The sequence below is a fragment of the Pseudomonas syringae group sp. 247E2 genome (genome assembly GCF_032587795.1).
GTDB classification, from domain to species: domain Bacteria; phylum Pseudomonadota; class Gammaproteobacteria; order Pseudomonadales; family Pseudomonadaceae; genus Aquipseudomonas; species Aquipseudomonas amygdali.
Map to the genome: position 1 here is coordinate 107,445 of NZ_JAWHPK010000014.1, position 21,463 is coordinate 128,907.

The window sequence follows — 21,463 nt, forward strand, 5'->3', positions numbered from 1 at the left end:
CCGCTTGCAGCCAGGTGCCCATTGGACGTAAGTCTTACGCTTGAACCGAGTGACAGTGCCGTGCCTGCTGCGGCGTAACTGATTTGACGAACGCAATGGATTGCGAGCGGAGACTGGCCAGGATGCCGACGAAATGCATCGCAGATTTATCCATATCTGCTGTCGGATTAGTTCAGGGAATGATGAGACTGCAATGATTGACCACGACATTTTGAGCGATGAAGAGCGCAATGCCCTCCATGAGGTCATGCTCACGCCCGCCCGTGACGCACCGCAACGAGTTCTGATCGTCGATGACGACAGCGACGCGCGCGAGCTGCTGGCCGAAATTCTGAGCCTCAATGACATCAGTTGCATGACCGCACCCGGTGGCGACAGCGCGCTCGAAATGATCCAGACGCGTCAGTCCATCGGACTGCTGATTACCGATTTGCGCATGGCACCTTTCGACGGGCTGGACCTGATCCGCAAGGTAAGGGAGTCGGATCGCGCCGAACTGCCGATCATTATCGTCTCCGGCGATGCCAACGTGCGCGATGCCATCGATGCCATGCACTTGAACGTGGTGGACTTCCTGCTCAAGCCGCTTAACACCAAGCAGCTGGTGAAGCTGGTAAAGCGTGAGCTGGGAATGAATTGACGCGTTAGTCGTGCAGTTGAATGACCAGCGTGTCGATCCCCGTTTTCACGGCGGCGGAAACTGCGCTGCAGTGCGCTGACCGTCGATATTGGAGAGCTTCTGCCAACGCAGCAGGTTACGCCAGCCGACAACGGTTGAGTCCCGTGCCCGTTCACGAACGATCAACACCAGTGGTCGCCAGGTTTCTTTGGTCAGCAAAATATCGTCAATGGCCTGCTGGGCCTTTTCCGCTGCCTGCACATCTCCGCGCTGCAAAGCCACAGCCTGAATGCCGCGATAGCCGTCTATTTCGGCGCCTGCCCGGCCCTTCATCGAGTAATTGACGTTGTACTGGCAATACTTGCTGTCCTTGCCCAGACGTTTGATTGTCGCCTCGAAAGCGTCAAGGTGTATAGCCGCGCGCAGGCGGTTGTCGGGGGTGTTTTTGTTGCCTGTCTCATCCGGCTCCAGTGTTTCGATGCAACGCATCAACCACAGGTCGCGGTTGGCGGTGATTTCGGCCTGCATGTCGCGCGGCGTGGAGTAGTGCCGGTCCAGATCGGCGTCCTGTTTGTCGCCAATCAGGAAGGGCGATATTTCGTTCTTTTCCAGCGCCCAGGCCAGGTCTCGGGACATGCCCAGTTGCAAACCCAGCCCCTGACCCTGAACCCCATGGTTGGCACCTTTTTTTGCTGACGTGGCCGAGCTGGCAATCGGCGCGAAGTTCAGGTTGGCGGTGACCCCCGCCCGTTGCTGAGCAGTGTCACCCTTGGCGCCGACAACGCTGATGAATCCGCCGGTTTCCGTACGTGTTTCCTTGATTCGATCCGCTTCGACGTACACCGAAGGTTCCGGCGTCAGGGTTTGAGAGGCATCGCTTGCGCCATCCTTGAAACGTACCGCCGGGACGCGCAATGCCATACGCGCCGCGACGTTGCGGGTGCTGGACGTCGCATCTATCTGGCTGACAGAGACCTCCGGGTTACGCGCCAGTATGGCTTCCAGCGGCCCGGCGTAGCGCTGGCCCTTTTGCGGGTCGATGATGTCCCAGCGGACCATGCTGTCCAGCGCGGTCAGCATGTTGCCGCGCATTTCATCGTCCTTGTGACGGGTGCGGAAAAAGCGCATGAGGGTCGAGCTGGTTTGGGTTTCCTGAGCGGTAAAGCGGCCAGTGAGCGCAGCCTGTATCCCCACACCCTCTGCAACCGCGCTTCCCGCCGCCACACCGATGGTGACCTCGGCGGCTTCGGTTCGTGCTTTGCCGAAGGACATTTCCATCCCCAGAATCGGCATGAACAACTGGGCAAACGCTTCGTCACTGCGAGATTTCTCTGCCGAAAAGATCGGTGACACGATGGGCGATATCAAGCTGTAGGGCAGCGACGGCAAGCCTACGCCCAGCGTGCCTCCGCCGCCCAGCCGCAGCCGGTCGCGCAGGCGGCTTTCAAGAATGAACGGCTTGAAAAACGTCACAATGTCGCTTTTCTCGCTCAAATGCCGGGTTTTCAGCAGTTTTATCGCCGCGTTCAAGTCCTGATCAAGCACCTCTTCAACAGACTGAGCAGGTTGCAGCGCCGGCGGCAATATCTCGCGCAGGTGCTCATCGACGCGATTGATTGCCTCGTAGACCGACAGCTTGCTGTTCGCCAGTTCGCTGTACAGCGGCGGCAGTTCGATGTGCTGAGCTTTGTGCAGTACGTTGACTGCGCGCTTGCCGTTCGCGTCCGGCTTATCCCATATCTGTGATAGCCGCTGCTGTTGAACGCGGGCCTTGAGCAGGCTTTGCATCGATTTGCCATCGCGATTTTTAAGCGTCACCTGCGACAGGTGAGTGCCTTTCTTTTCCAGAGATTTGAGGTGATCGAGCAGGGCGTGGGCGGCCGAGATTTCAAGTTGCAGTCCTGGTGCACCCTTGGCGTTTTTCAGGGTTTCTTCCAGCATGCTGATACGCGCAGAAATCACCTGATCAACCTGCTTTCTGGGCGATTGCAGGCCCATGCTTTCGCCCACCGAGTAGGCCCGGTCCAGCGTCGATTTAGCAAAGGGTGTTTTGTTCAGCGTGGGGATCAGGCGGCGTGGTAACGAGCTTTTCGCTGGGGCAGTTGCTGTTGCTTGCTCCGGGGTATTGGCCGCCACGGCGCGCATGACCCATTCCATCGTCGCTTTTTTCAGGCGCTGGTCATGCTGCGCATAGGGCGTGCCGGGAGCGTTACTGAAATAACTGTTACGAACCGCGTTGAAGGCGGCGTGATCAACATCGTCGAACGACTTCTCGTCTCCATCCAGCTTGCTGCGCGCCACCTGTTTGGCGGTTTGCAGCCATGCCTTGACCTTGCCGTCGGGCTCTTTCTGCTGCGCTTCATCGGCATTCCAGAACACGCGCAAAGGCTTGGCCCGCTCGGCCACTATCGGTGCAGTGCCATCGCTGGAGAGCACTTGCAGCATTTCCATGCCACGCGGCACAGTTGCCAGTTTTCGACAGAGGTTGAGCGTGTCCTGCTGAATGCTGTTGTTTGTGGCGCTGCGGGTCCTGACCGACTTCGACATTTCTTCGGCAACGCGTGGCCAATGTTCCAGTGGGTGCTGGCTCAGTACGTCGAGCACACGGTTGGCACGTGTGGCGTCATTGCCCGTCACGTCTGCCAGCGCCGACGTTATTACCTCGATAACCGCGAAAGCTGGCAGCGATGTGGGTGGCGGCGTGCCTTGCAGGCGATCGCCGATACGTTGCAGGGCCGCTTGAATTTCATCCGCACCGGTTGCTGCAAAAGCGTGCGCTTGACTGATCTGACTGGCGAGGTACTGCTCGCGGACGTTCTTGAGAGCGGTTTTATCGATTCGTTCTTGGGCCTCGCCCTCTGCAGGCGTGGTGACCTGGTCTGATGCGGGCAGTTTCTGATCAAGTGTCTTGAGTGCAAAGCGCTCGTCATTGACGATCGCGATTCGCTGATGAATCTCGCCCAGCTCGTCGTTCAGGCGCGCAACATCGGCATCGACCCGCACCAGTCTTTTTGCCAGTTGCTGATGTGTTTGCATGGCCTGTGAACGCGTTGCAAGCGTCTGTCCAATGGCGGTGTCCAGCCTGTCGGCTTCGTCTGACCCTTCGGGCGTCTCCTGTCGCTGGGCGCGCAACGCAGAAAGCTGCATATTGGCGTGCGCGGCCGTGTGCTCGGCCGCGGTCATGTCGTGATCGAGTGAAATCAGCTCACGAGTCTCTGCCACCTTGATTTGCAGTTCGATTTCGATGGCAGCGTGCCGGTCGGCGAAACGGACATCCAGCGCCTGCATGCGTGTGCGCAACTCGCCCAGCCACTGCTGAGAGAACTCGGCTTTCTGTTTAACCTGATCCTGCCCCTCACTCAGCGCGCCCAGTTGCAGTACCTCTGTGCCCTGAATCAGCTCCCGAAGTTGCTGGCTGGCCAGGCGGGTGGTGGAGTCGGCCTGTTGAACGCGAGCCCTGGCATGGTCCAGTCGTTCGGTCGACGTGGGTGGGGTGGCCTGTTCGAGCGATTCAAGATGCTCGCGCGCAGCGACCAATGCGAGGGTGGCTGTGGCGAGCACCTTGCTCTGATGATCCAGCCGGGTGCTCAACTCTTTCACCGCCGCTGCGATGGTTTCAGGGCTTTGCTGTGAGTTATCGGCTTTGGTCTTGGCGTTGCTGCCATTGCTGGCGACCTCGCGTAGCGGGGCAGGCTTTAGCCACGGAAAAACCTTGGTGGTAATACCCCTTACCGTTGAAGGGGCGGGGCGCTCCCAGAGAGACGTTGGCGCCGCCTTCAGGTGGGTCAGCGCCGAATCGACCATGCGCTGCAGTTCATGCGCTTCTTTCAGCAACGGATCGTGTTTCTCCTCGCTCGATAGGTGCTCACCTTCCTCCGGAATCCCGCTGCGCAAGGGCCGGTTTAAAGTACGACCGGTGCCGGGAATACCGAGACTGAAATTGGTCTGACGCTCGGAAAGCTTGCCAGCGATGCGCGTCTTCAGCCCGTGAGCTTGCTGAACACCTGGCGCTGATTTAGGTGCAGCAGGATTGGCGACTGGCGGAGGCTCAGTCGGTCTTGCCGTGACAGACGGTACTGCCGGCTGCGACGAAGATCCTGTTTCCAGAGGTACAACCGGGGTAGCAGAACGAGTATTGATTCTTAAGGTCATGAGCGGGCTCCATCGGCTCAGATATCAAGTTCGACAGATCAATACAGGTGGTGGTAGTAATCGACACTGCACATTCGGTGGTGCGTAAAACGTGTTTGAAGGGCTGTCGCCATGACGCCAAGAGGTTGCAGGCGACACTTCCTCAAACTGCCAGGGCGGCACGGGGGAGGCGTGTTTGCTCGGGTGCATAACGGGGGCTACGTTGCTGACTCGCGGTTTGCTTCCGTTGGTGAGTCAGCTGTGGCAGGTGCCTGAAACGTTATCCTGCTTGAACGGGAGGTTTTCGGACCTGTCTGGATGGGTGGTCGATATGTGGATTCGGTTCCGCTTTTATTTTGGTGCGCGCGAGGATGGGTGAAAGGTTGTCGGGGATTCAAGGAATGGCAGGTTGATCACCGACGCAATCAGAGACGTTCAGTTGGAAAGTATCTGGGGTATTCGAACAAAAAACGCGATGTTTACTCATCGCCTTCCCGAAGAGGCAGCAAGCTGCCTCTCAGGTCCGATGACTAAAATCCTTACATTCCTTTTTTGGCCTTGAACTCACGACGGCGACGATGCAGTACCGGCTCGGTATAGCCGTTAGGCTGTCGCGTACCTTCGATCACCAGTTCGACGGCTGCCTGGAAGGCAATGTTGCTGTCGAAGTCTGGCGCCAGCGGGCGATACAGCGGGTCATTGGCATTCTGGCGATCCACGACCGGTGCCATGCGCTTCAAGCTTTCCAGCACCTGAGCTTCGCTGACAACGCCGTGACGCAGCCAGTTGGCCATGTGCTGGCTTGAGATGCGCAGCGTTGCGCGGTCTTCCATCAGGCCGATGTCGTTGATATCCGGTACTTTCGAGCAACCTACACCCTGATCGATCCAGCGCACCACGTAGCCGAGAATGCCCTGTGCGTTGTTGTCCAGTTCGTTCTGGATTTCTTCGGGCGTCCAGTCGGTGTTCGGCGCAAGGGGAATGGTCAGAATGTCATCCACCGATGCCTGCTCGCGTTGAGCCAGTTCGGCCTGACGAGCGAATACATCGACCTTGTGGTAATGCAGGGCGTGTAGCGCAGCCGCTGTAGGCGAGGGCACCCAGGCAGTGTTTGCGCCAGCCAGCGGGTGAGCGATTTTCTGTTCCAGCATGGCGGCCATCAGGTCGGGCATGGCCCACATGCCTTTGCCGATCTGTGCGCGACCTTGCAGGCCGCATTTCAGGCCGATGTCGACGTTGGAGTTCTCGTAGGCACTGATCCATTTCTCGGCTTTCATCTGCGCCTTGCGCACCACCGGGCCCGCTTCCATCGAGGTATGGATTTCGTCACCGGTGCGGTCGAGGAAGCCGGTGTTGATGAATACCACGCGCTCGCTGGCTGCCTGAATACAGGCTTTGAGGTTGACCGTGGTACGGCGTTCTTCGTCCATGATGCCGACTTTCAATGTGTTGCGCGGCAAGCCCAGCACCTGCTCGATACGCCCGAACAGTTCGTTGGTAAACGCGGCTTCCTCCGGCCCGTGCATCTTCGGTTTGACGATGTACATCGAGCCGCTGCGGCTGTTGCTGCGCGAGGTATTGCCGTTGAGGTTGTGGATCGCAGCCAGACTGGTCAACAGGCCATCGAGAATACCTTCCGGCACTTCATTGCCATGCTTGTCGAGAATCGCGTCGATGGTCATCAAGTGACCTACGTTGCGAATGAACAGCAGCGAACGACCGTGCAGCGTGGCTTCGCCGCCTTGTGGCGTGGTGTAGACGCGGTCCGGGTTCATGGTGCGGGTGAAGGTTTCGCCGCCTTTGGACACCGATTCCGCCAGGTCGCCTTTCATCAGGCCTAGCCAGTTGCGGTAGACGACCACTTTGTCGTCGGCATCGACGGCTGCAATGGAGTCTTCGCAATCCATGATGGTGGTCAGCGCGGCTTCCATGAGGATGTCTTTCACGCCTGCCGCATCGGTTTGGCCAACCGGGCTGGAAGCGTCGATCTGCAATTCGAAATGCAGGCCATTGTGTTTGAGCAGCACGGCGAACGGCGCTGAAGCCTCACCCTGAAAACCCACCAGTTGTGCATCGTCGCGCAGGCCGGTGTTGCTGCCGCCCTTGAGGCTGATGACCAGTCTGCCGTCGATCAACTTGTAAGCAGTCGAATCAACGTGCGAGCCAGCCGCCAAAGGGGCAGCCTGATCGAGGAACGCGCGGGCGAAGGCGATCACCTTGTCGCCACGCACCTTGTTGTAGCCCTTGCCTTTCTCCGCGCCGCCTTCTTCGCTGATGGCATCGGTGCCATAGAGCGCGTCATACAGCGAGCCCCAGCGGGCATTTGACGCATTGAGCGCAAACCGTGCGTTCATCACCGGCACGACCAGTTGCGGTCCGGCCATGGTGGCTATTTCTTCATCGACGTTTTGCGTGGTGATCTGGAAGTCCGCTGCTTCTGGCAGCAGGTAGCCGATCTCCTGAAGGAAGGCTTTGTAAGCCGAGGCGTCGTGAGCCTGTCCAGCGCGCGATTGGTGCCACGTGTCGATCTGCGCCTGCAATTCATCTCGTTTGGCGAGCAGTGCCTTGTTCTTTGGCGCAAGGTCGTGGATCAGTTGGTCCGCACCCGCCCAGAACGCAGTGGCGTCGATGCCGGTTCCGGGTGTGGCTTCGTTCTGCACGAAGTCGAACAGGACTCTGGCGACTTGCAGGTCACCGACTTGAACGTACTCAGTCATTGCACTTGCCTCACTCTGCTCAGCAGGGTCGAGCACACTCGGGGAGCGCTCTGTTATTGATCTTGGTGTCATGTAGTGCGAGATTCTGGATACTACATGAGCCGCCGTTGCGTGAAAACGTCGCTGAATATGTCATTAAACGACTGGATATTCATATCGGGTCACGATGATATTCATTGTGTTCCCAAAAGCGCTCGGGATTGTTCCATAAAGCGTGGCAAACGGTACACGATTTACCGCGCGCGGGCTGTCTTCGGGGCTGTCTATACTGGTGCGACCGACGCCGTTTTCAAATCACCTGCACAGAAAGAGGAATTGACCGTGGATCATCTCGTCGTAACGTTGGTTGCTCCCGACAAACCGGGTCAGGTCGAACGTATCGCGCAATGCATTGCCGAGCAGGGCGGTAACTGGCTGGAAAGCCGCATGTCGCGCATGGCCGGGCAATTTGCCGGGATCCTCAAGGTGGGCGTCGAGCCGGAAAAGTACGATGACCTGATCAAAGCGTTGAACGCCCTGTCGGCCCATGGCATTCGCATGCTGTTGGCTGAAAGCGTGATAGAGACAACCGCCCCGACTCAGTTGATCAGCATGCAACTGGTCGGTAACGACCGCCCCGGCATTGTGCGCGACATCACCCGCTTGCTGGCCGGGCAGGGCGTTAACGTCGAACACTTGATCACCGACGTTTCTCCTGCGCCCATGAGCAGCGAGTTGCTGTTCCACGCCGATGCAGTGCTGGGCGTACCGCTGGGCTTGTCGCTGGATGACCTGCAGGCAGGGCTTGAGACCCTGGCTGATGATCTGATGGTGGAGCTGGTGTTGGGTGCTGAGGACTAGATTCACTTTCAGGTTATCCAGGTTAACCGTGCACCTGCCTGTGGATAACCTGGGGGAATAGCCTTACACGCCACGTTCGCCGTGGCCTGGCGAAAGTTGATCAAAAAACCAACAGTTTCAAGGGCTTGTGCACAGATAAGGTTAGCCTGCCTGTGGATAACCCTTGGAGAACCTCTTGCAGGCCACGGGAGGCGTGGCTTGCGAGGTGTTGTGTGTTTTTTGATCAGCCTCGGCCGCGGGATTTCAGCCAGATATCCACACTGTAGATTGCCAGCCCCGCCCAGATGAAGGCGAAGGTGATGATGGTGCTGGTGGTCAGGTGCTCCCCATACAGCAGCACGGCCAGCAGCAGAACCAGCGTGGGCGCGAGGTATTGCAGGAAACCCAGGGTGGTGAAGGGCAGGTGACGGGCTGCGGCGTTGAAGCACACCAGCGGGATAAGCGTCACCGGGCCTGCGGCGGCGAGCCAGATGGCTTGCGTGGTGGTCCAGAATTCCGGCTGGGCGCTTACGGCCGTCGGGTTGAGCGTTAGCCAGATCAATGCCAGCGGCACCAGCATCCAGGTTTCCACTACCAGGCCAGGCAAGGCGGCAACCGGGGCTTTTTTGCGGATCAGGCCGTAGAACGCAAAGGTCAGCGCCAGGGCCAGTGACACCCACGGCAGGCTGCCGACGTTCCAGACCTGCTGGGCGACACCAATGGTGGCGAAAGCGACCGCCAGCATTTGCAGACGCCTGAGCCGCTCGCCCAGCAACAGCATGCCCAGCAGCACGTTGACCAGCGGGTTGATGTAATACCCGAGACTCGCTTCAAGCATGCGGCCGTTGTTAACGGCCCACACGTAGACGATCCAGTTCGCAGCGATCAGCGTCCCGCTGAGTGCCAGCACGGCCAGTCGCTGTGGGTTGTTGCGCAGGTCACGCCACCAGCCGGGATGTTTCCAGAACATCAGCACAATCGAGCCGAAGAGGGCTGACCAGAGCACTCGATGGATGATGATCTCGATGGCCGGAACGGCGGAGATGGCCTTGAAGTAGATGGGGAACAGGCCCCAGATGGTGTAAGCACTCAGGCCCAGGATGTATCCACGGCGTGGATTGGCAGCTTGCATGGAGCGTCCCTTTAATACAGAAATTTCCGGTTTTATTGTGGGGTGATGCGGTTGATGGTTTTGATCGTACTCACGCTGGAGCGCTGGATGTTATACACAGGTTCGGCTGATTCACGACATCTGTGCCGCGTCACTTGTTCAGGATCGTATGCGGAGCGTCCAGAACTGCATGCGACGCGGAGCGCCGCACGATAATCTGGGGCTCATCAGGTCAAAACAGTTTCAACGGCTCTTCATTCAGCGCTGACATCTGCTCGCGCAGGGCCAGGATATGGTCGCCCCAGTAATGCTCAGTGCCGAACCATGGAAAGCTGTGCGGGAATGCAGGGTCGTCCCAGCGCCTGGCCAGCCAGGCGCTGTAGTGCATCAGGCGCAGGGCACGCAGTGGTTCGATCAGGGCCAGTTCGCGTGGATCGAAATCATGAAATTCGTTGTAGCCGTCCATCAGCTCCGACAACTGACCCAGACGTTCCTGGCGGTCGCCGGCCAGCATCATCCAGATATCCTGGACGGCAGGACCAAGGCGGCAGTCGTCCAGGTCGACGATGTGGAACATCTCGTCGCGGCACATCATGTTGCCGGGGTGGCAGTCACCGTGCATGCGAATGTTGGTATGCGGCGTGGCGGCGTAAACGTCTTCGACACGCTTGAGCAGGTCACGGGCTACCGACTCGTAAGCCGGAAGCAGGCTGCGCGGGATGCAGTCGTTTTCCAGCAGGTAATTGACCGACGCATGGCCAAAGTTATTCACACCCAGTGCTTCGCGGTGCGCGAACGGTTTGGTCGAGCCGACCGCATGGATACGCCCCAGTAACTGACCCAGGCGATACAGCTGATCCAGATTGCCCGGCTCCGGCGCGCGTCCGCCTCGGCGCGGGAATAGCGTGAAGCGAAAGCCGGCATGTTCGAACAGGGTTTCGCCGTTATGCACCATGGGCGCAACAACGGGCACTTCGACCTCGACCAGCTCGTAAGTGAAGCTGTGTTCTTCAAGGATGGCTTCGTTGGTCCAGCGCTGTGGCCGATAGAACTTGGCGATCAGCGGCTGACCGTCTTCGATACCGACCTGATACACGCGGTTTTCGTAGCTGTTGAGTGCCAGGATGCGGGCATCGCTGAGAAAACCGATGCTTTCAACGGCATCGAGCACCAGATCGGGAGTGAGTGTTGCAAACGGGTGAGCCATGACTACTCCTGCGCGCAGCAGGTTGCCGCGTTGGACCGCTGATGGTAACGCAGACCGGTCCCGGTTCGCTAAACCCCTTCTGTTTAAAGTGCCCAAGGGTCGAGTTGTCACCAAACGGTCATCCTCCGGTCGCTGTTTAGCCATGTTCGCCACTTAGAGTTGCCGCCAATGAGATCGATCTCAAGCGAGCGACCATGACTGATTTGAAAGAAGTTGCACGACTGGCCGGGGTTTCCCGGGCGACTGCTGCACGCGTCTTCGCAAGCCCTGAGGTGGTGCGCGCCGAGACCCGCGAGCGAGTATTCGTCGCTGCTCGTGAGCTGGGCTTTCGCCCCAATCGGTTGGGCAGACAGTTACGTCTGCAAACCACCAATCTGATTGGCGTCATCGTGCCAAACCTGCTCAACCCGGTGTTCGCCGAGCAGTTTCAGGCTATGGAACGGGCGGCGCGGGCACGGGGCTACAACCTGTTGTTGGCGACCACCGACTACAGCGCCGAGCGTGAAAGCGCCGTTGTTGAGGAACTGCTGCGCCAGCGGGTCGACGGGCTGGTGCTGACCGTAACCGACGCCGAGCACAACCGTGTGCTGGAGAGCCTGGCCATCGAGGACACGCCGTTCGTGCTGGCCTATCACCAGACCGACAATGAGGAGTACAGCGCTGTGTCTGTGGATAACCGCGCAGGCATGGCGCTGGCGACGCGGTATCTGATCAACGCCGGCCATCGGCGTATTGCGATGGTCGCAGGCCCGGTCATGCAGTCCGACCGCGCCCGCCTGCGTTACGAAGGCTATCGCGATGCCATGAACGAGGGTGGGCTTGAGGCGCGCCCGGTGATTGAAATGCCTGCCCATACCAACGCCGACTTCGCCGCGCTCGAACCGTTGTTACGTGGTCCGACTGCGCCAAGCGCGCTGGTCTGTTCCAACGATCTATTGGCTATCAGCCTGATCGCCGAATTACGCCGCAATGGTTGGGGTGTTCCCGAGCGTCTTTCGGTCATCGGCTTCGACGGCATCACGTTGGGCACGCAGATGCACCCGACGCTGTGCAGTGTGGTTCAGCCGATTACCGAACTGGCGCACATCGTCATCGACCAGTTGCTGTCGCGGATTGCCGGCGCGGCACCGGTTTCTCATTGTCTGCCGTGCCATATCCGGCCCGGCGAAAGCACCCAGCCCTACCAGGAGATGCTTCATGCTCAGCCTCAGTAAAACCCTCGCGGCACTGCTGTTATGTGGTGCGGCCAGCCTCGCCCAGGCCGCCGAAACCGCCATCTGCTACAACTGCCCGCCTGAGTGGGCTGACTGGGGCACGCAGCTCAAGGCCATTGCCGACAGCACTGGTGTACAAGTGCCGCTGGACAACAAGAACTCGGGGCAGGCGCTGGCGCAGATCGTCGCCGAGCAGGCCGCGCCGGTCGCAGACGTGGTGTATTACGGCGTGACCTTCGGCCTGCAAGCGCAAAAGGCCGGTGTGGTCGATACCTACAAACCCAAGCACTGGGACGACATTCCCGCAGGCCTGAAGGACCCTGAAGGGCACTGGTTCGCCATTCATTCCGGCACGCTGGGCATCATGGTCAATGTCGACGCACTGGGCGGTCTGCCGGTGCCGCAAAGCTGGGCGGATCTGCTCAAGCCCGAATACAAGGGCATGGTCGGCTACCTCGACCCCTCCAGTGCATTCGTCGGGTACGTGTCCGCCGTTGCGATCAATCAGGCCATGGGCGGCACACTGGACAACTTCGGCCCGGCCATCGACTACTTCCAGAAGCTGGCGAAGAACTCGCCCATCGTGCCCAAGCAAACCGCTTATGCACGCGTACTGTCCGGTGAACTGCCGATTCTGGTCGACTACGACTTCAACGCCTATCGCGCTCGCTACAAGGACAAGGCCAACGTCGCTTTCGTGATTCCCAAGGAAGGCACCATTGGCGTGCCGTACGTGATGAGCATGGTTGCCAAGGCACCGCACCGCGCCAATGCCGAGAAGGTGCTGGATTTCGTCCTGTCTGACGAGGGCCAGGCGCTGTGGGCCAAGGCTTATTTGCGTCCAGTGCGCTCGAAGATGCCTGCCGACGTGGCCGCGCAGTTCCTGCCCGACAGCGATTACGCTCGTGCCGGTGTGGTGGATTACCAGCACATGGCTGCCGTGCAGGAAGCCTTTGCTGCCCGTTATCTGCGTGAGGTGAAGTAATGTCAGCCTCGCCGGGACACGCGCTGGCTCTGCACAAGGGCGGATTTATGAAGCTGCGGCTGCGCCCGACCGCTGCGGTGGCACTTGCTCCGGCGCTGGCGGTGTTGCTGGCATTCTGGCTGCTGCCGCTGACCCACCTGATCCTGCTCGGCGCACAAGGTTCTGACGGCAACGGCAGCGGTTACTGGCAGGTGTTGAGCAGTGCTCAATACCTCGGCAGCCTGGCGCAGACCTGTCTGCTGGCACTGGTGGTCACGCTTGCGGCGTTGCTGGTCGGCGGTATCAGCGGTGTGTTTCTGGCCCGTAACCAGTTTTTCGGACGCTCTGCGCTGGTGGCGTTGCTGACCTTTCCGCTGGCGTTTCCTGGCGTAGTGGTCGGCTTTCTGGTGATTCTGCTGGCCGGTCGCCAAGGCATCTTCGCGGCACTCGGGCTGGAGCTGGCTGGCGAACGCTGGATATTCGCCTATTCGCTGACCGGTTTGTTCATTGGCTACCTGTATTTCTCGATTCCGCGCGTGATCCTCACTGTCATGGCCGCTTGCGAAAGCCTGGACCGCAGCCTTGAAGAAGCTGCGCATTCGCTGGGTGCGGGTCATTGGCGGGTGGTGTGCGATGTGATCGTTTCGGGGCTGGCACCCGCGCTGGTGTCCTGCGGTGCGATTTGCTTCGCCACGTCGATGGGCGCATTCGGTACGGCATTTACGCTTGGTACGCGCCTGAACGTCACGCCGGTGGCGATCTACAACGTGTTCACCAATTACGCCAACTTCACCGCAGCCGCCGCGCTGTCGGTGATCCTCGGGCTAGTGACATGGGCAGTGCTGTTGCTGGCCCGTCGCATGGTCGGGACATCAGGGGTTGCCCTTTGAAACGTTCTCCATTGTTTGCTGCGCAACTGGCATTCACGTTACTGGTTTGTGCGTTCATGCTGGTCCCGGTAGTGCTTTCGCTGCTTGCCGGGCTGACCCGCAATTATTTTCTGGGCCTGTCGAGCGGTTTGACATTCGACTGGCTGGTGCAGGTCTGGCAAGCCTATTCACCGACTGTCTGGTTGTCGCTGCAACTGGCTGTGGCCTGTGCGATCTGCGTATGCCTGGTCGGCGTTCCGGCGGCGTATGCGCTGGTGCGCATGAACAATCGCTTCAGCCGGGCCTTTGAAGAACTGATGGTCCTCCCCGTCGCCATGCCCGGCCTGGCCAGCGCCCTGGCGTTGCTGCTGACCTACGGCCAGTTCGGCAGCTTTCGCAGCAGTTGGCTGTTCATTCTGGTGGGCCATGTGTTGTTCACGTTGCCGTTTCTGGTGCGCCCGGTCATGGCGGTCATGCAGCGTCAGCAACTGCCGGTTCTTGAAGAGGCTGCCGCCAGTCTGGGCGCCGGGCCGATCAAGCGCTTTTTCAGCGTGGTGGTGCCCAATTGCCGCGCCGGAATTCTGGCCGGTGTGCTGATGGTCGTGACCCTGTCGCTGGGTGAGTTCAACCTGACCTGGATGCTGCACACGCCGATGACCAAGACCCTGCCGGTCGGTCTGGCCGACAGCTACGCCTCAGCCCGACTGGAAGTCGCCAGCGCCTACACCCTTCTTTTTCTGTTGCTGATTGTGCCGCTGCTGATTGCGTTGCAGGCCATCAGTGCGCGTCTTGCCCGTGGAGAGAGCCGATGAGCGGAACTACCATTCGCCTGAAAGGCTGCCGCAAGGCTTTTGCCGACGGCACCGTTGCTGTACAGGATCTGCACTTGACCATCGAGCCTGGCGAAACGCTGGCGATTCTCGGTCCGTCCGGTTGCGGCAAGACCACCACCTTGCGTCTGATCGCCGGGCTTGAACGTCCGGACGTCGGTCAGGTGTTGTTCGATGATCAGGACGTTACGCGCCTGCCTATCGAGCGGCGTGACGTCGGGATGGTGTTTCAGAACTACGCGCTGTTCCCGAATCTAGACGTCGCCGGGAACATTGTTTACGGCCTGAAGATTCGCGGCCTGTCGCCTGCCGAACGAAGCAAGCGCTGCGATGAGTTGCTGGAACTGGTTGGCCTGACCGGTCACGGTAATCGTCGTGTCAACGAGCTTTCTGGTGGTCAGCGTCAACGGGTCGCGCTGGCCAGGGCTCTGGCACCGCGTCCGCGGGTGCTGCTGCTCGACGAGCCGCTGGCGGCACTGGATGCGCAGTTGCGTGAGCGCTTGCGCAGCGAGCTCGATCAGTTGTTGCGTGGGTTGGGCATCACCTCGGTGTTCGTCACCCACGATCAGGGCGAAGCCATGGCCCTGGGCGACCGGATTCTGGTCATGGAAAAAGGCTGCGTCTCGCAATTGGCGACGCCGAGGGAAATCTATCAACAACCTGCCAATGCGTTCGTCGCCGGGTTTGTCGGCAATCTGAATGCGTTCAGCGTGGTCGAGCGCACCCCGTCAGGCCTCAAGGTGAGCGGCGGCGAGCTGCCATGGAACGGCGCTGATCTGCCGGGCACGGTGTATTGCCGCCCGGAACATCTGCGCCTGATGCCGGAACGCGGGCACCTTCAGGGTCGCTTGGTCGGGCAGTTTTTTCAGGGTGCGCAAAGCCGTTTGCTGGTCGATGTCGGAGGTCCGCAGCCGCTGTTGGTGGACAGCACCGACAACGTTATTCACGCCGCCAACGCTGCCATCGCCCTGAGTGTCGAGCCGCAGGCGCTGTTCACCCTGCATTCGTAACATCGTTTCCGTAGAGAGCTTATTTTGAATCGTCCGTTTCTTATTGCCCAGATCAGTGACTTGCACCTCAAAGCCGACGGCCGTCTGACCTATGGCGTGGTCGATACACTGAGTGCATTGCGCCGCGCAGTCGAACACATCAACGCCAGCAAGCAGCGTCCTGACATTGTGGTGATCAGTGGTGATCTGGTCGACTTCGGGCGTGAGGACGAATACGCCGTGCTCAAGCCTGAGCTGGAACGCCTGCACATGCCGTTCTATCTGGTGCCCGGCAATCATGATGATCGGCACAACCTGTTGGCGGCGTTTGCCGAACAGGTGTACCTGCCATTGTCGGCCAGCGGACCTCTGGACTGGGTGGTGGAGAAATACCCGGTACGTCTGATCGGCATGGACACGACCATTCCCGGCGAGCATGGCGGGCGGTTGGATTACGGTCAGTTGGACTGGTTGCACGCGCAGCTGTCACGTCGTCCTTATGTACCGACGGTGATCATCCTGCACCATCCGCCGTTCATTACCGGCATAGGGCACATGGACCGCGAACCCTTCGGCAACGCGTCGGCGCTGGAGCGTGTGATTGCCCAGCATCCGCAAGTGGAGCGTTTGTTGTGCGGGCATTTGCATCGCCCCATGCAGCGGCGTTTTGGTGGCAGCGTGGCAAGCATCTGCCCTGGCACCTCACACCAGATCGTGCTGGACCTCGACGAAGCCGCGCCTGCCCATTTCAACCTGGAACCGGCAGGCTACGTGCTGCACCGCTGGCATTCGGAACAGGGGTTTGTCAGTCATAACGCCGTGTTCGGCGGCTATGAAGGGCCATACCCGTTCTACGATGTGAACGGGTTGATTGATTGATTGATTGATTGCTCATCGCTCCCAGGCTCTGCGCCCGGCGTGATACTCAAGTCTTGATGAGCCCGGAAAGCGGGGCTCGACGCGCAGTATCAGGCGGAGTAAAGATCATTGTGGGAGTGAGCTTGCTCACGAAGACGGTGTTTCAGTCGATGCATTTTCGACGATCATACAGCCCTCTTCGCGAACAAGTTCGCTCCCACGGCCTCCGGCCAGAATCAATAGCAGACCTTTATATAACGATGAGCGATCTGCGTCCTCTTCCTGATTGCCGATCAGGCGCCGATAACGCCGCCATCTTCGCGGGTAATCACCATCACCGATGAGCGCGGTTTGCCGTTTGGCAAATGCTCGGGGAACGTGGAACCACCGTTTTCACCGGGATGCTGGATGCCGATGAACATGGTTTTATAGTCCGGCGCAAAGCTGATGCCGGTGATTTCGCAACCAATCGGCCCGACCAGAAAGCGACGAATTTCGCCGCTGGCAGGATCGGCGCAGAGCATCTGGTTGTTGCCCATGCCCGCGAAGTCACCCTTGTTGCTGGAGTCGCCATCGGTCTGAATCCACAGTCTGCCGGCTTCATCAAAGCTCAGGCCGTCGGGGCTGTTGAACATGTTCTGCGCGTTGATATTGCTCGACCCGGCCTGCGGTGTACCGGCATGCACAGTCGGGTTACCCGCGACCACGAACAGGTCCCAGTCGAAGGTCATCGCTGAAGGATTGCTGCCTTCTTCGCTCCAGCGCAGGATCTGCCCGTACTGGTTCTTGGCGCGTGGATTCGGCCCGCCTACAGGCTGACCCTCTTCGCCGCGTTTGACGTTATTGGTCAACGTGCAATAGACCTGACCGTCCTTGGGACTGACCACGATCCACTCCGGGCGGTCCATGCGCGTGGCTTTTACAACGCTGGCTGCCAGGCGCGCATGAATCAGCACTTCTGCCTGATTGTTGAAACCGGCAGCCGCGTCCAGGCCATTCTTGCCATGAGTCAGTTCGACCCACTGGCCCTTGCCTTTCGGATGATCCGGATTGCTGTCGCCTGCATCGAACTGCGCCACGTACAAGGTGCCGTGGTCGAGCAGGTTACGGTTGGCTTTGGGGTTCTGGTGATCGATCTTGTCGCGGCTGATGAACTTGTAGATGAACTCGCCACGCTCGTCGTCGCCCATGTACACCACGGCGCGGCCACCCTTGGTTTGGGTGAACGCCGCGTTCTCATGCTTGAAGCGACCGAGTGCAGTGCGTTTGACCGGTGTGGACTTGGGGTCGAACGGATCGATCTCGACCACCCAGCCATGACGATTGACCTCATTGGGGTTTTTCGCAACGTCGAAGCGTGGGTCGTGCGGGTGCCAGTTGATCTCCTTGCTGGCAGCAACCACGCCATAACGCTTCATGCCGGCGTCGAACTTCTGCTCGGCGTTGCTGCTGCCGAAGCAATCAGTGAAGTTCTCTTCGCAGGTCAGGTAAGTGCCCCACGGCGTCTGGCCGCTGGAGCAGTTCTGAAAGGTGCCGAGCGCCTGAGTGCCGGTCTTGTCGGCATCCGTTTTGAGCCAGTCGTGCCCGGCTGCCGGACCACTCAGGCTGATCGGCGTGTTGCCATGAATGCGACGGTTGTAGCGCGAGTCCTGAACGAACTGCCACTTACCATTGTGCTGTTGCACTTCGATCACGGAAACGCCTTCTGCAGCCAGTGCCTTTTGCACTTCTTCAGCCGATTGCGGCTCTTTGCCGTGATCGAAAAGGTAGCGGTAATTGGTGTATTCGTTGTTGATCGCCATCAGTGCGCGATCCTTGTGGCCTGGCATCGGGAACAGGCACATGCCGTCGTTGTTGTCGCCGAACTGCACTTCCTGAGCCTGGGCCGTACCCTTGCCGCTCGGGTCGAAAGCCGGGCCGCCTGCCTGTAAAGGGTGGCCCCAACTGATCAGAACGGATGAGGTATAGCCTTGCGGCAGGCTGATGCTGTCGGCAGTGGCGGCAGGGATGCTCTGGAAGCCCAGCAGTGTGCCGGACGCTGCGCTGACGCTGTTCGCGAGAACCGTGCGGCTCAACAGGTTGCCACCCAGAAACATCGCTGCGCCGCACAGGGCACCTGCGCTGATGAAGCCCCGGCGGGTGAGTCCGACCTTGTCTGTGCCGACCAGATTTTCCAGATCGGTGGTTTGATTTTCTTCTAATAGTTTCATCATCACGGCTCCCTCGAATATGGCAGCCACCTTAGTGCGCGCATATGACGGAATTGTGTCGTGGTAATGACTTGCCGACGCTTACATCGGTATACCCAGCAACACCAGTGAAGCGGCAAATCTTGCCTGCACCGTGGCACCGCTTTTTAGCTGTCGTGCATGCAGGTGCTCAGGTGTCGCCAGGGCGCACAGCGTCTGGCCGCCGGGGAGTGTGATTCGCACTTCGCTTGGGCCATCTTCAGCGTCGGTCACGTTATCGATTCGCCCGATCAGGCAATTGTTTCCATTTGTTTCTTCGCTGTTGTCTGCATGCAGTTCCAGCCAACCGGCCTTGATCAGTGCAACCACCTCCGTGCCGTTTTCCAGCTCCAGACGCAGGGTGCTGTCATGGGTAACCTGTGCTTCGATGAACACCTCGCCAGCCAATTGCAGGCGAATCTGATCGTTGTGTCCCTGACGGGTGATGCTGACGATCCGCCCCAGCAACTGATTGCGTGCGCTGGTACGCAAGGTCAGGCGATTGAGCAGATCAAGGTCGCTGCTGTCTTCGGCCGCTTCCAGCACTTGGGCCTGCAATGCCTGCACCCGCTGATAAAGACGCAGCACTCGCTCGCCCTCTAGCGACAGCTTAGCGCCGCCACCGCCACGTCCGCCGACACTGCGTTCTACCAGCGGCTTTTGCGCCAGATTGTTCAGCTCATCAATGGCGTCCCATGCTGCCTTGTAGCTCAGGCCTGCGCTTTTCGCGGCACGGGTGATCGAGCCCTGTTCGGCAATGTGCTGCAACAACGCGATACGTTGCGGGCGGTGGACCATGTGTTGCGTCAGCGGGGTGGGTAGCGACATGGCGATCTGCGATGGTCGAGTAGGAGAGGGCAGTATGATCGCTCTCGCGCATGGCGTCGAAACCGGACGCGGAGCGTCCCGAAAGGCATTACCACGCTGGAGCGTGGGAACGATATTAAACCAGACGCGCAGGGGCCATTAGTCACCCGGCTTGGGCGTGCGCGCCAGGCAATACACGTCCACCCGCCGCGCACCGGCCTTGTTCAGGAGTCGCGCAATGACCTCTGCCGTCGAACCGGTGGTCAGGACGTCGTCCACCAGCGCCAGGTGCTTGCCCTGCACCCAGTCGGGATCAACGAGGGTGAAGGCGTCGCGCAGGTTGCGTTTGCGTGCCTTGGCGTCCAGCCCTTGTTGCGCTGCTGTCTCCCGGCTGCGCAACACATGGTGTTCGTCAACGGGCAGTTGCAACTGTTTACCCAGCCACCCGGCCAGCATCGCCGCCTGGTTATAGCCGCGCTGGCGCAGGCGTTTGTTGGCGAGAGGAACAGGAATCAGGTAATCGGGTCGTGGCAGGTCTTCCTCGAAACGGTGTTGTAGAAACTGCCCGCACAGTTCGGCCAGCAGGCGCCCCATCGGCCATTTACCGTTATGTTTGAATCGGGTAATCAGGCTGTCCACCGGGAAGTCGTACAGCCACGGCGCGATGACCTGCGCAAATCCGGGAGGGCGCTTGCAACATTGCGCGCAGCTCATGCCGGAGAGGGGTAACGGCAGCGCACAGCAGTCGCACTGGCTGCCCAGCCATGGCAGCTCGGCTTCGCACGGCACGCAGACAGGCATTGGCACCTCGCTGCGCTCATCGCATAACAAACAGTTTTGTTTGTTTTTTAACCAGATGTAAACCTCGTATTGGCGGCTGGGTTGACAGCGCATGGCTCTTCCTTAAATATGCCCGACATCCGTGTAGCGCATGGTGCCTTTACGCCCTCGCGCATTGCCCAGAAACACCAAGGAGCCGCCCGATGAGCGCCAGCACCACCGCCACTTTGCGTCACGACTGGACTTTAGCCGAGGTCAGGGCGCTGTTCGTACAGCCATTCAATGACCTGCTGTTTCAGGCGCAAACGGTGCACCGCGCTCATTTCGACGCCAACCGTGTGCAGGTTTCCACGCTGCTGTCGATCAAGACAGGCGCTTGCCCGGAAGACTGCAAGTACTGTCCGCAGTCCGGTCACTACAACACCGGTCTTGAGAAAGAAAAACTGCTGGAAGTGCAGAAGGTGCTTGAGGAAGCGGCGCGTGCCAAAGCCATTGGTTCGACCCGTTTCTGCATGGGCGCGGCCTGGAAGCATCCTTCCGCCAAGGACATGCCTTACGTGCTGGAGATGGTCAAAGGCGTGAAAGCCATGGGCATGGAAACCTGCATGACCCTCGGCCGCCTCGATCAGGAGCAGACCGAAGCGCTGGCCACTGCCGGGCTGGACTACTACAACCACAACCTCGACACCTCGCCGGAGTTCTACGGCAGCATCATCACCACCCGGACCTACAGCGAGCGCCTGCAAACCCTGGCCTACGTGCGCGATGCCGGGATGAAGATCTGCTCGGGCGGCATTCTGGGCATGGGCGAGTCCCTCGACGACCGCGCCGGGCTGCTGATCCAGCTGGCAAACCTGCCGGAGCACCCGGAGTCGGTGCCGATCAACATGCTGGTCAAGGTTGCCGGTACGCCGCTGGAAAACGCCGAAGACGTCGACCCGTTCGACTTCATCCGCATGCTCGCGGTGGCACGGATTCTCATGCCGCAATCCCACGTGCGGTTGTCTGCCGGGCGCGAAGCGATGAACGAGCAAATGCAGGCGCTGGCCTTCTTCGCCGGTGCCAACTCGATTTTCTATGGCGACAAGCTGCTGACCACCGCCAACCCGCAAGCCGACAAGGACATGCTGTTGTTCTCGCGTCTGGGCATCAAGCCCGAAGCGGGCGAAGGCCATGCTGATGAAGTGCATCAGGCTGCCATCGAACAGGCGCTGGTCGAACAGCAAAGCAGCTCGATGTTCTACGACGCTGCCTCTGCCTGATCCCTTGAACGGGCGGGCCTGCTCCGGCCCGTTTTGAACTGCCATCTTTCGGACCGGG

At 59.7% G+C, this 21,463-nt stretch carries 16 protein-coding genes; 9 read left to right on the plus strand and 7 right to left on the minus strand.

What is annotated here, in order from left to right; translation table 11 throughout:
• The first annotated feature begins 193 nt into the window (after positions 1–193).
• Positions 194–640, plus strand: coding sequence for a response regulator (locus RYC18_RS14620; protein ID WP_002555590.1), 447 nt, complete (start codon positions 194–196; stop codon positions 638–640).
• Positions 641–685: 45 nt separating this feature from the next.
• On the opposite strand, the gene RYC18_RS14625 is transcribed toward RYC18_RS14620, so the two are convergent.
• Positions 686–4,423 carry a type III effector gene (locus RYC18_RS14625; RefSeq protein ID WP_316886439.1) on the minus strand — a complete coding sequence of 1,246 codons (3,738 nt, stop codon included), beginning with the start codon at positions 4,421–4,423 and terminating at the stop codon, positions 686–688.
• Positions 4,424–5,289: 866 nt separating this feature from the next.
• Positions 5,290–7,467, minus strand: coding sequence for a malate synthase G (locus RYC18_RS14630; protein ID WP_316886395.1), 2,178 nt, complete (start codon positions 7,465–7,467; stop codon positions 5,290–5,292).
• Between the two features lie 321 nt (positions 7,468–7,788).
• On the opposite strand from RYC18_RS14630, the gene RYC18_RS14635 reads away from it, so the two are divergent.
• Positions 7,789–8,307 (plus strand): glycine cleavage system protein R, encoded by a 519-nt coding sequence (locus RYC18_RS14635; protein ID WP_316886397.1) that lies wholly within the window; start codon positions 7,789–7,791, stop codon positions 8,305–8,307.
• A gap of 223 nt (positions 8,308–8,530) precedes the next feature.
• Here RYC18_RS14635 and rarD read toward each other — a convergent pair whose 3' ends face one another.
• Positions 8,531–9,418 carry an EamA family transporter RarD gene (gene rarD / locus RYC18_RS14640; RefSeq protein ID WP_004663394.1) on the minus strand — a complete coding sequence of 296 codons (888 nt, stop codon included), beginning with the start codon at positions 9,416–9,418 and terminating at the stop codon, positions 8,531–8,533.
• Between the two features lie 211 nt (positions 9,419–9,629).
• Positions 9,630–10,604 (minus strand): serine/threonine protein kinase, encoded by a 975-nt coding sequence (locus RYC18_RS14645; protein WP_316886400.1) that lies wholly within the window; start codon positions 10,602–10,604, stop codon positions 9,630–9,632.
• A 194-nt stretch (positions 10,605–10,798) separates the two neighbouring features.
• Here RYC18_RS14645 and RYC18_RS14650 point away from each other — a divergent pair, with 194 nt between their 5' ends.
• The 6 genes from RYC18_RS14650 to RYC18_RS14675 are packed head-to-tail and all read left to right on the plus strand — an operon-like array spanning position 10,799 to position 16,349.
• Positions 10,799–11,818, plus strand: coding sequence for a substrate-binding domain-containing protein (locus tag RYC18_RS14650; protein WP_005744054.1), 1,020 nt, complete (start codon positions 10,799–10,801; stop codon positions 11,816–11,818).
• Entirely contained in the window at positions 11,802–12,803 is a 1,002-nt protein-coding gene (locus RYC18_RS14655; RefSeq protein ID WP_005735060.1) for an ABC transporter substrate-binding protein, read from the plus strand. Before RYC18_RS14650 ends, RYC18_RS14655 begins: the two co-directional genes overlap by 17 nt.
• On the plus strand, positions 12,803–13,672 hold the full coding sequence (locus RYC18_RS14660; RefSeq protein ID WP_316886405.1) for an ABC transporter permease: 870 nt from the start codon (positions 12,803–12,805) through the stop codon (positions 13,670–13,672). The genes RYC18_RS14655 and RYC18_RS14660 overlap by 1 nt, the downstream gene beginning before the upstream one ends.
• Positions 13,669–14,463 (plus strand): ABC transporter permease, encoded by a 795-nt coding sequence (locus tag RYC18_RS14665; protein ID WP_002555581.1) that lies wholly within the window; start codon positions 13,669–13,671, stop codon positions 14,461–14,463. The genes RYC18_RS14660 and RYC18_RS14665 overlap by 4 nt, the downstream gene beginning before the upstream one ends.
• Positions 14,460–15,491, plus strand: coding sequence for an ABC transporter ATP-binding protein (locus RYC18_RS14670; protein ID WP_057413048.1), 1,032 nt, complete (start codon positions 14,460–14,462; stop codon positions 15,489–15,491). Before RYC18_RS14665 ends, RYC18_RS14670 begins: the two co-directional genes overlap by 4 nt.
• 24 nt (positions 15,492–15,515) lie before the next feature.
• Positions 15,516–16,349 (plus strand): phosphodiesterase, encoded by an 834-nt coding sequence (locus RYC18_RS14675; RefSeq protein ID WP_005744049.1) that lies wholly within the window; start codon positions 15,516–15,518, stop codon positions 16,347–16,349.
• 272 nt (positions 16,350–16,621) lie between these two features.
• On the opposite strand, the gene RYC18_RS14680 is transcribed toward RYC18_RS14675, so the two are convergent.
• From RYC18_RS14680 to RYC18_RS14690, 3 genes are all read right to left on the minus strand, one after another.
• Positions 16,622–18,538 carry a PhoX family protein gene (locus tag RYC18_RS14680; protein ID WP_005735064.1) on the minus strand — a complete coding sequence of 639 codons (1,917 nt, stop codon included), beginning with the start codon at positions 18,536–18,538 and terminating at the stop codon, positions 16,622–16,624.
• A gap of 81 nt (positions 18,539–18,619) precedes the next feature.
• The gene (locus RYC18_RS14685) at positions 18,620–19,384 is read right to left on the minus strand and encodes a TOBE domain-containing protein (protein WP_005744047.1); all 765 of its coding nucleotides are present in this window, start codon (positions 19,382–19,384) and stop codon (positions 18,620–18,622) included.
• A 138-nt stretch (positions 19,385–19,522) separates the two neighbouring features.
• Positions 19,523–20,257 (minus strand): ComF family protein, encoded by a 735-nt coding sequence (locus RYC18_RS14690; RefSeq protein ID WP_005744046.1) that lies wholly within the window; start codon positions 20,255–20,257, stop codon positions 19,523–19,525.
• An 89-nt stretch (positions 20,258–20,346) separates the two neighbouring features.
• Between RYC18_RS14690 and bioB the strand changes: the two genes are divergently transcribed.
• A complete protein-coding gene (gene bioB, locus RYC18_RS14695; RefSeq protein ID WP_002555574.1) occupies positions 20,347–21,405 on the plus strand; it encodes a biotin synthase BioB in 1,059 nt (352 codons plus the stop codon).
• Positions 21,406–21,463: the final 58 nt, after the last annotated feature.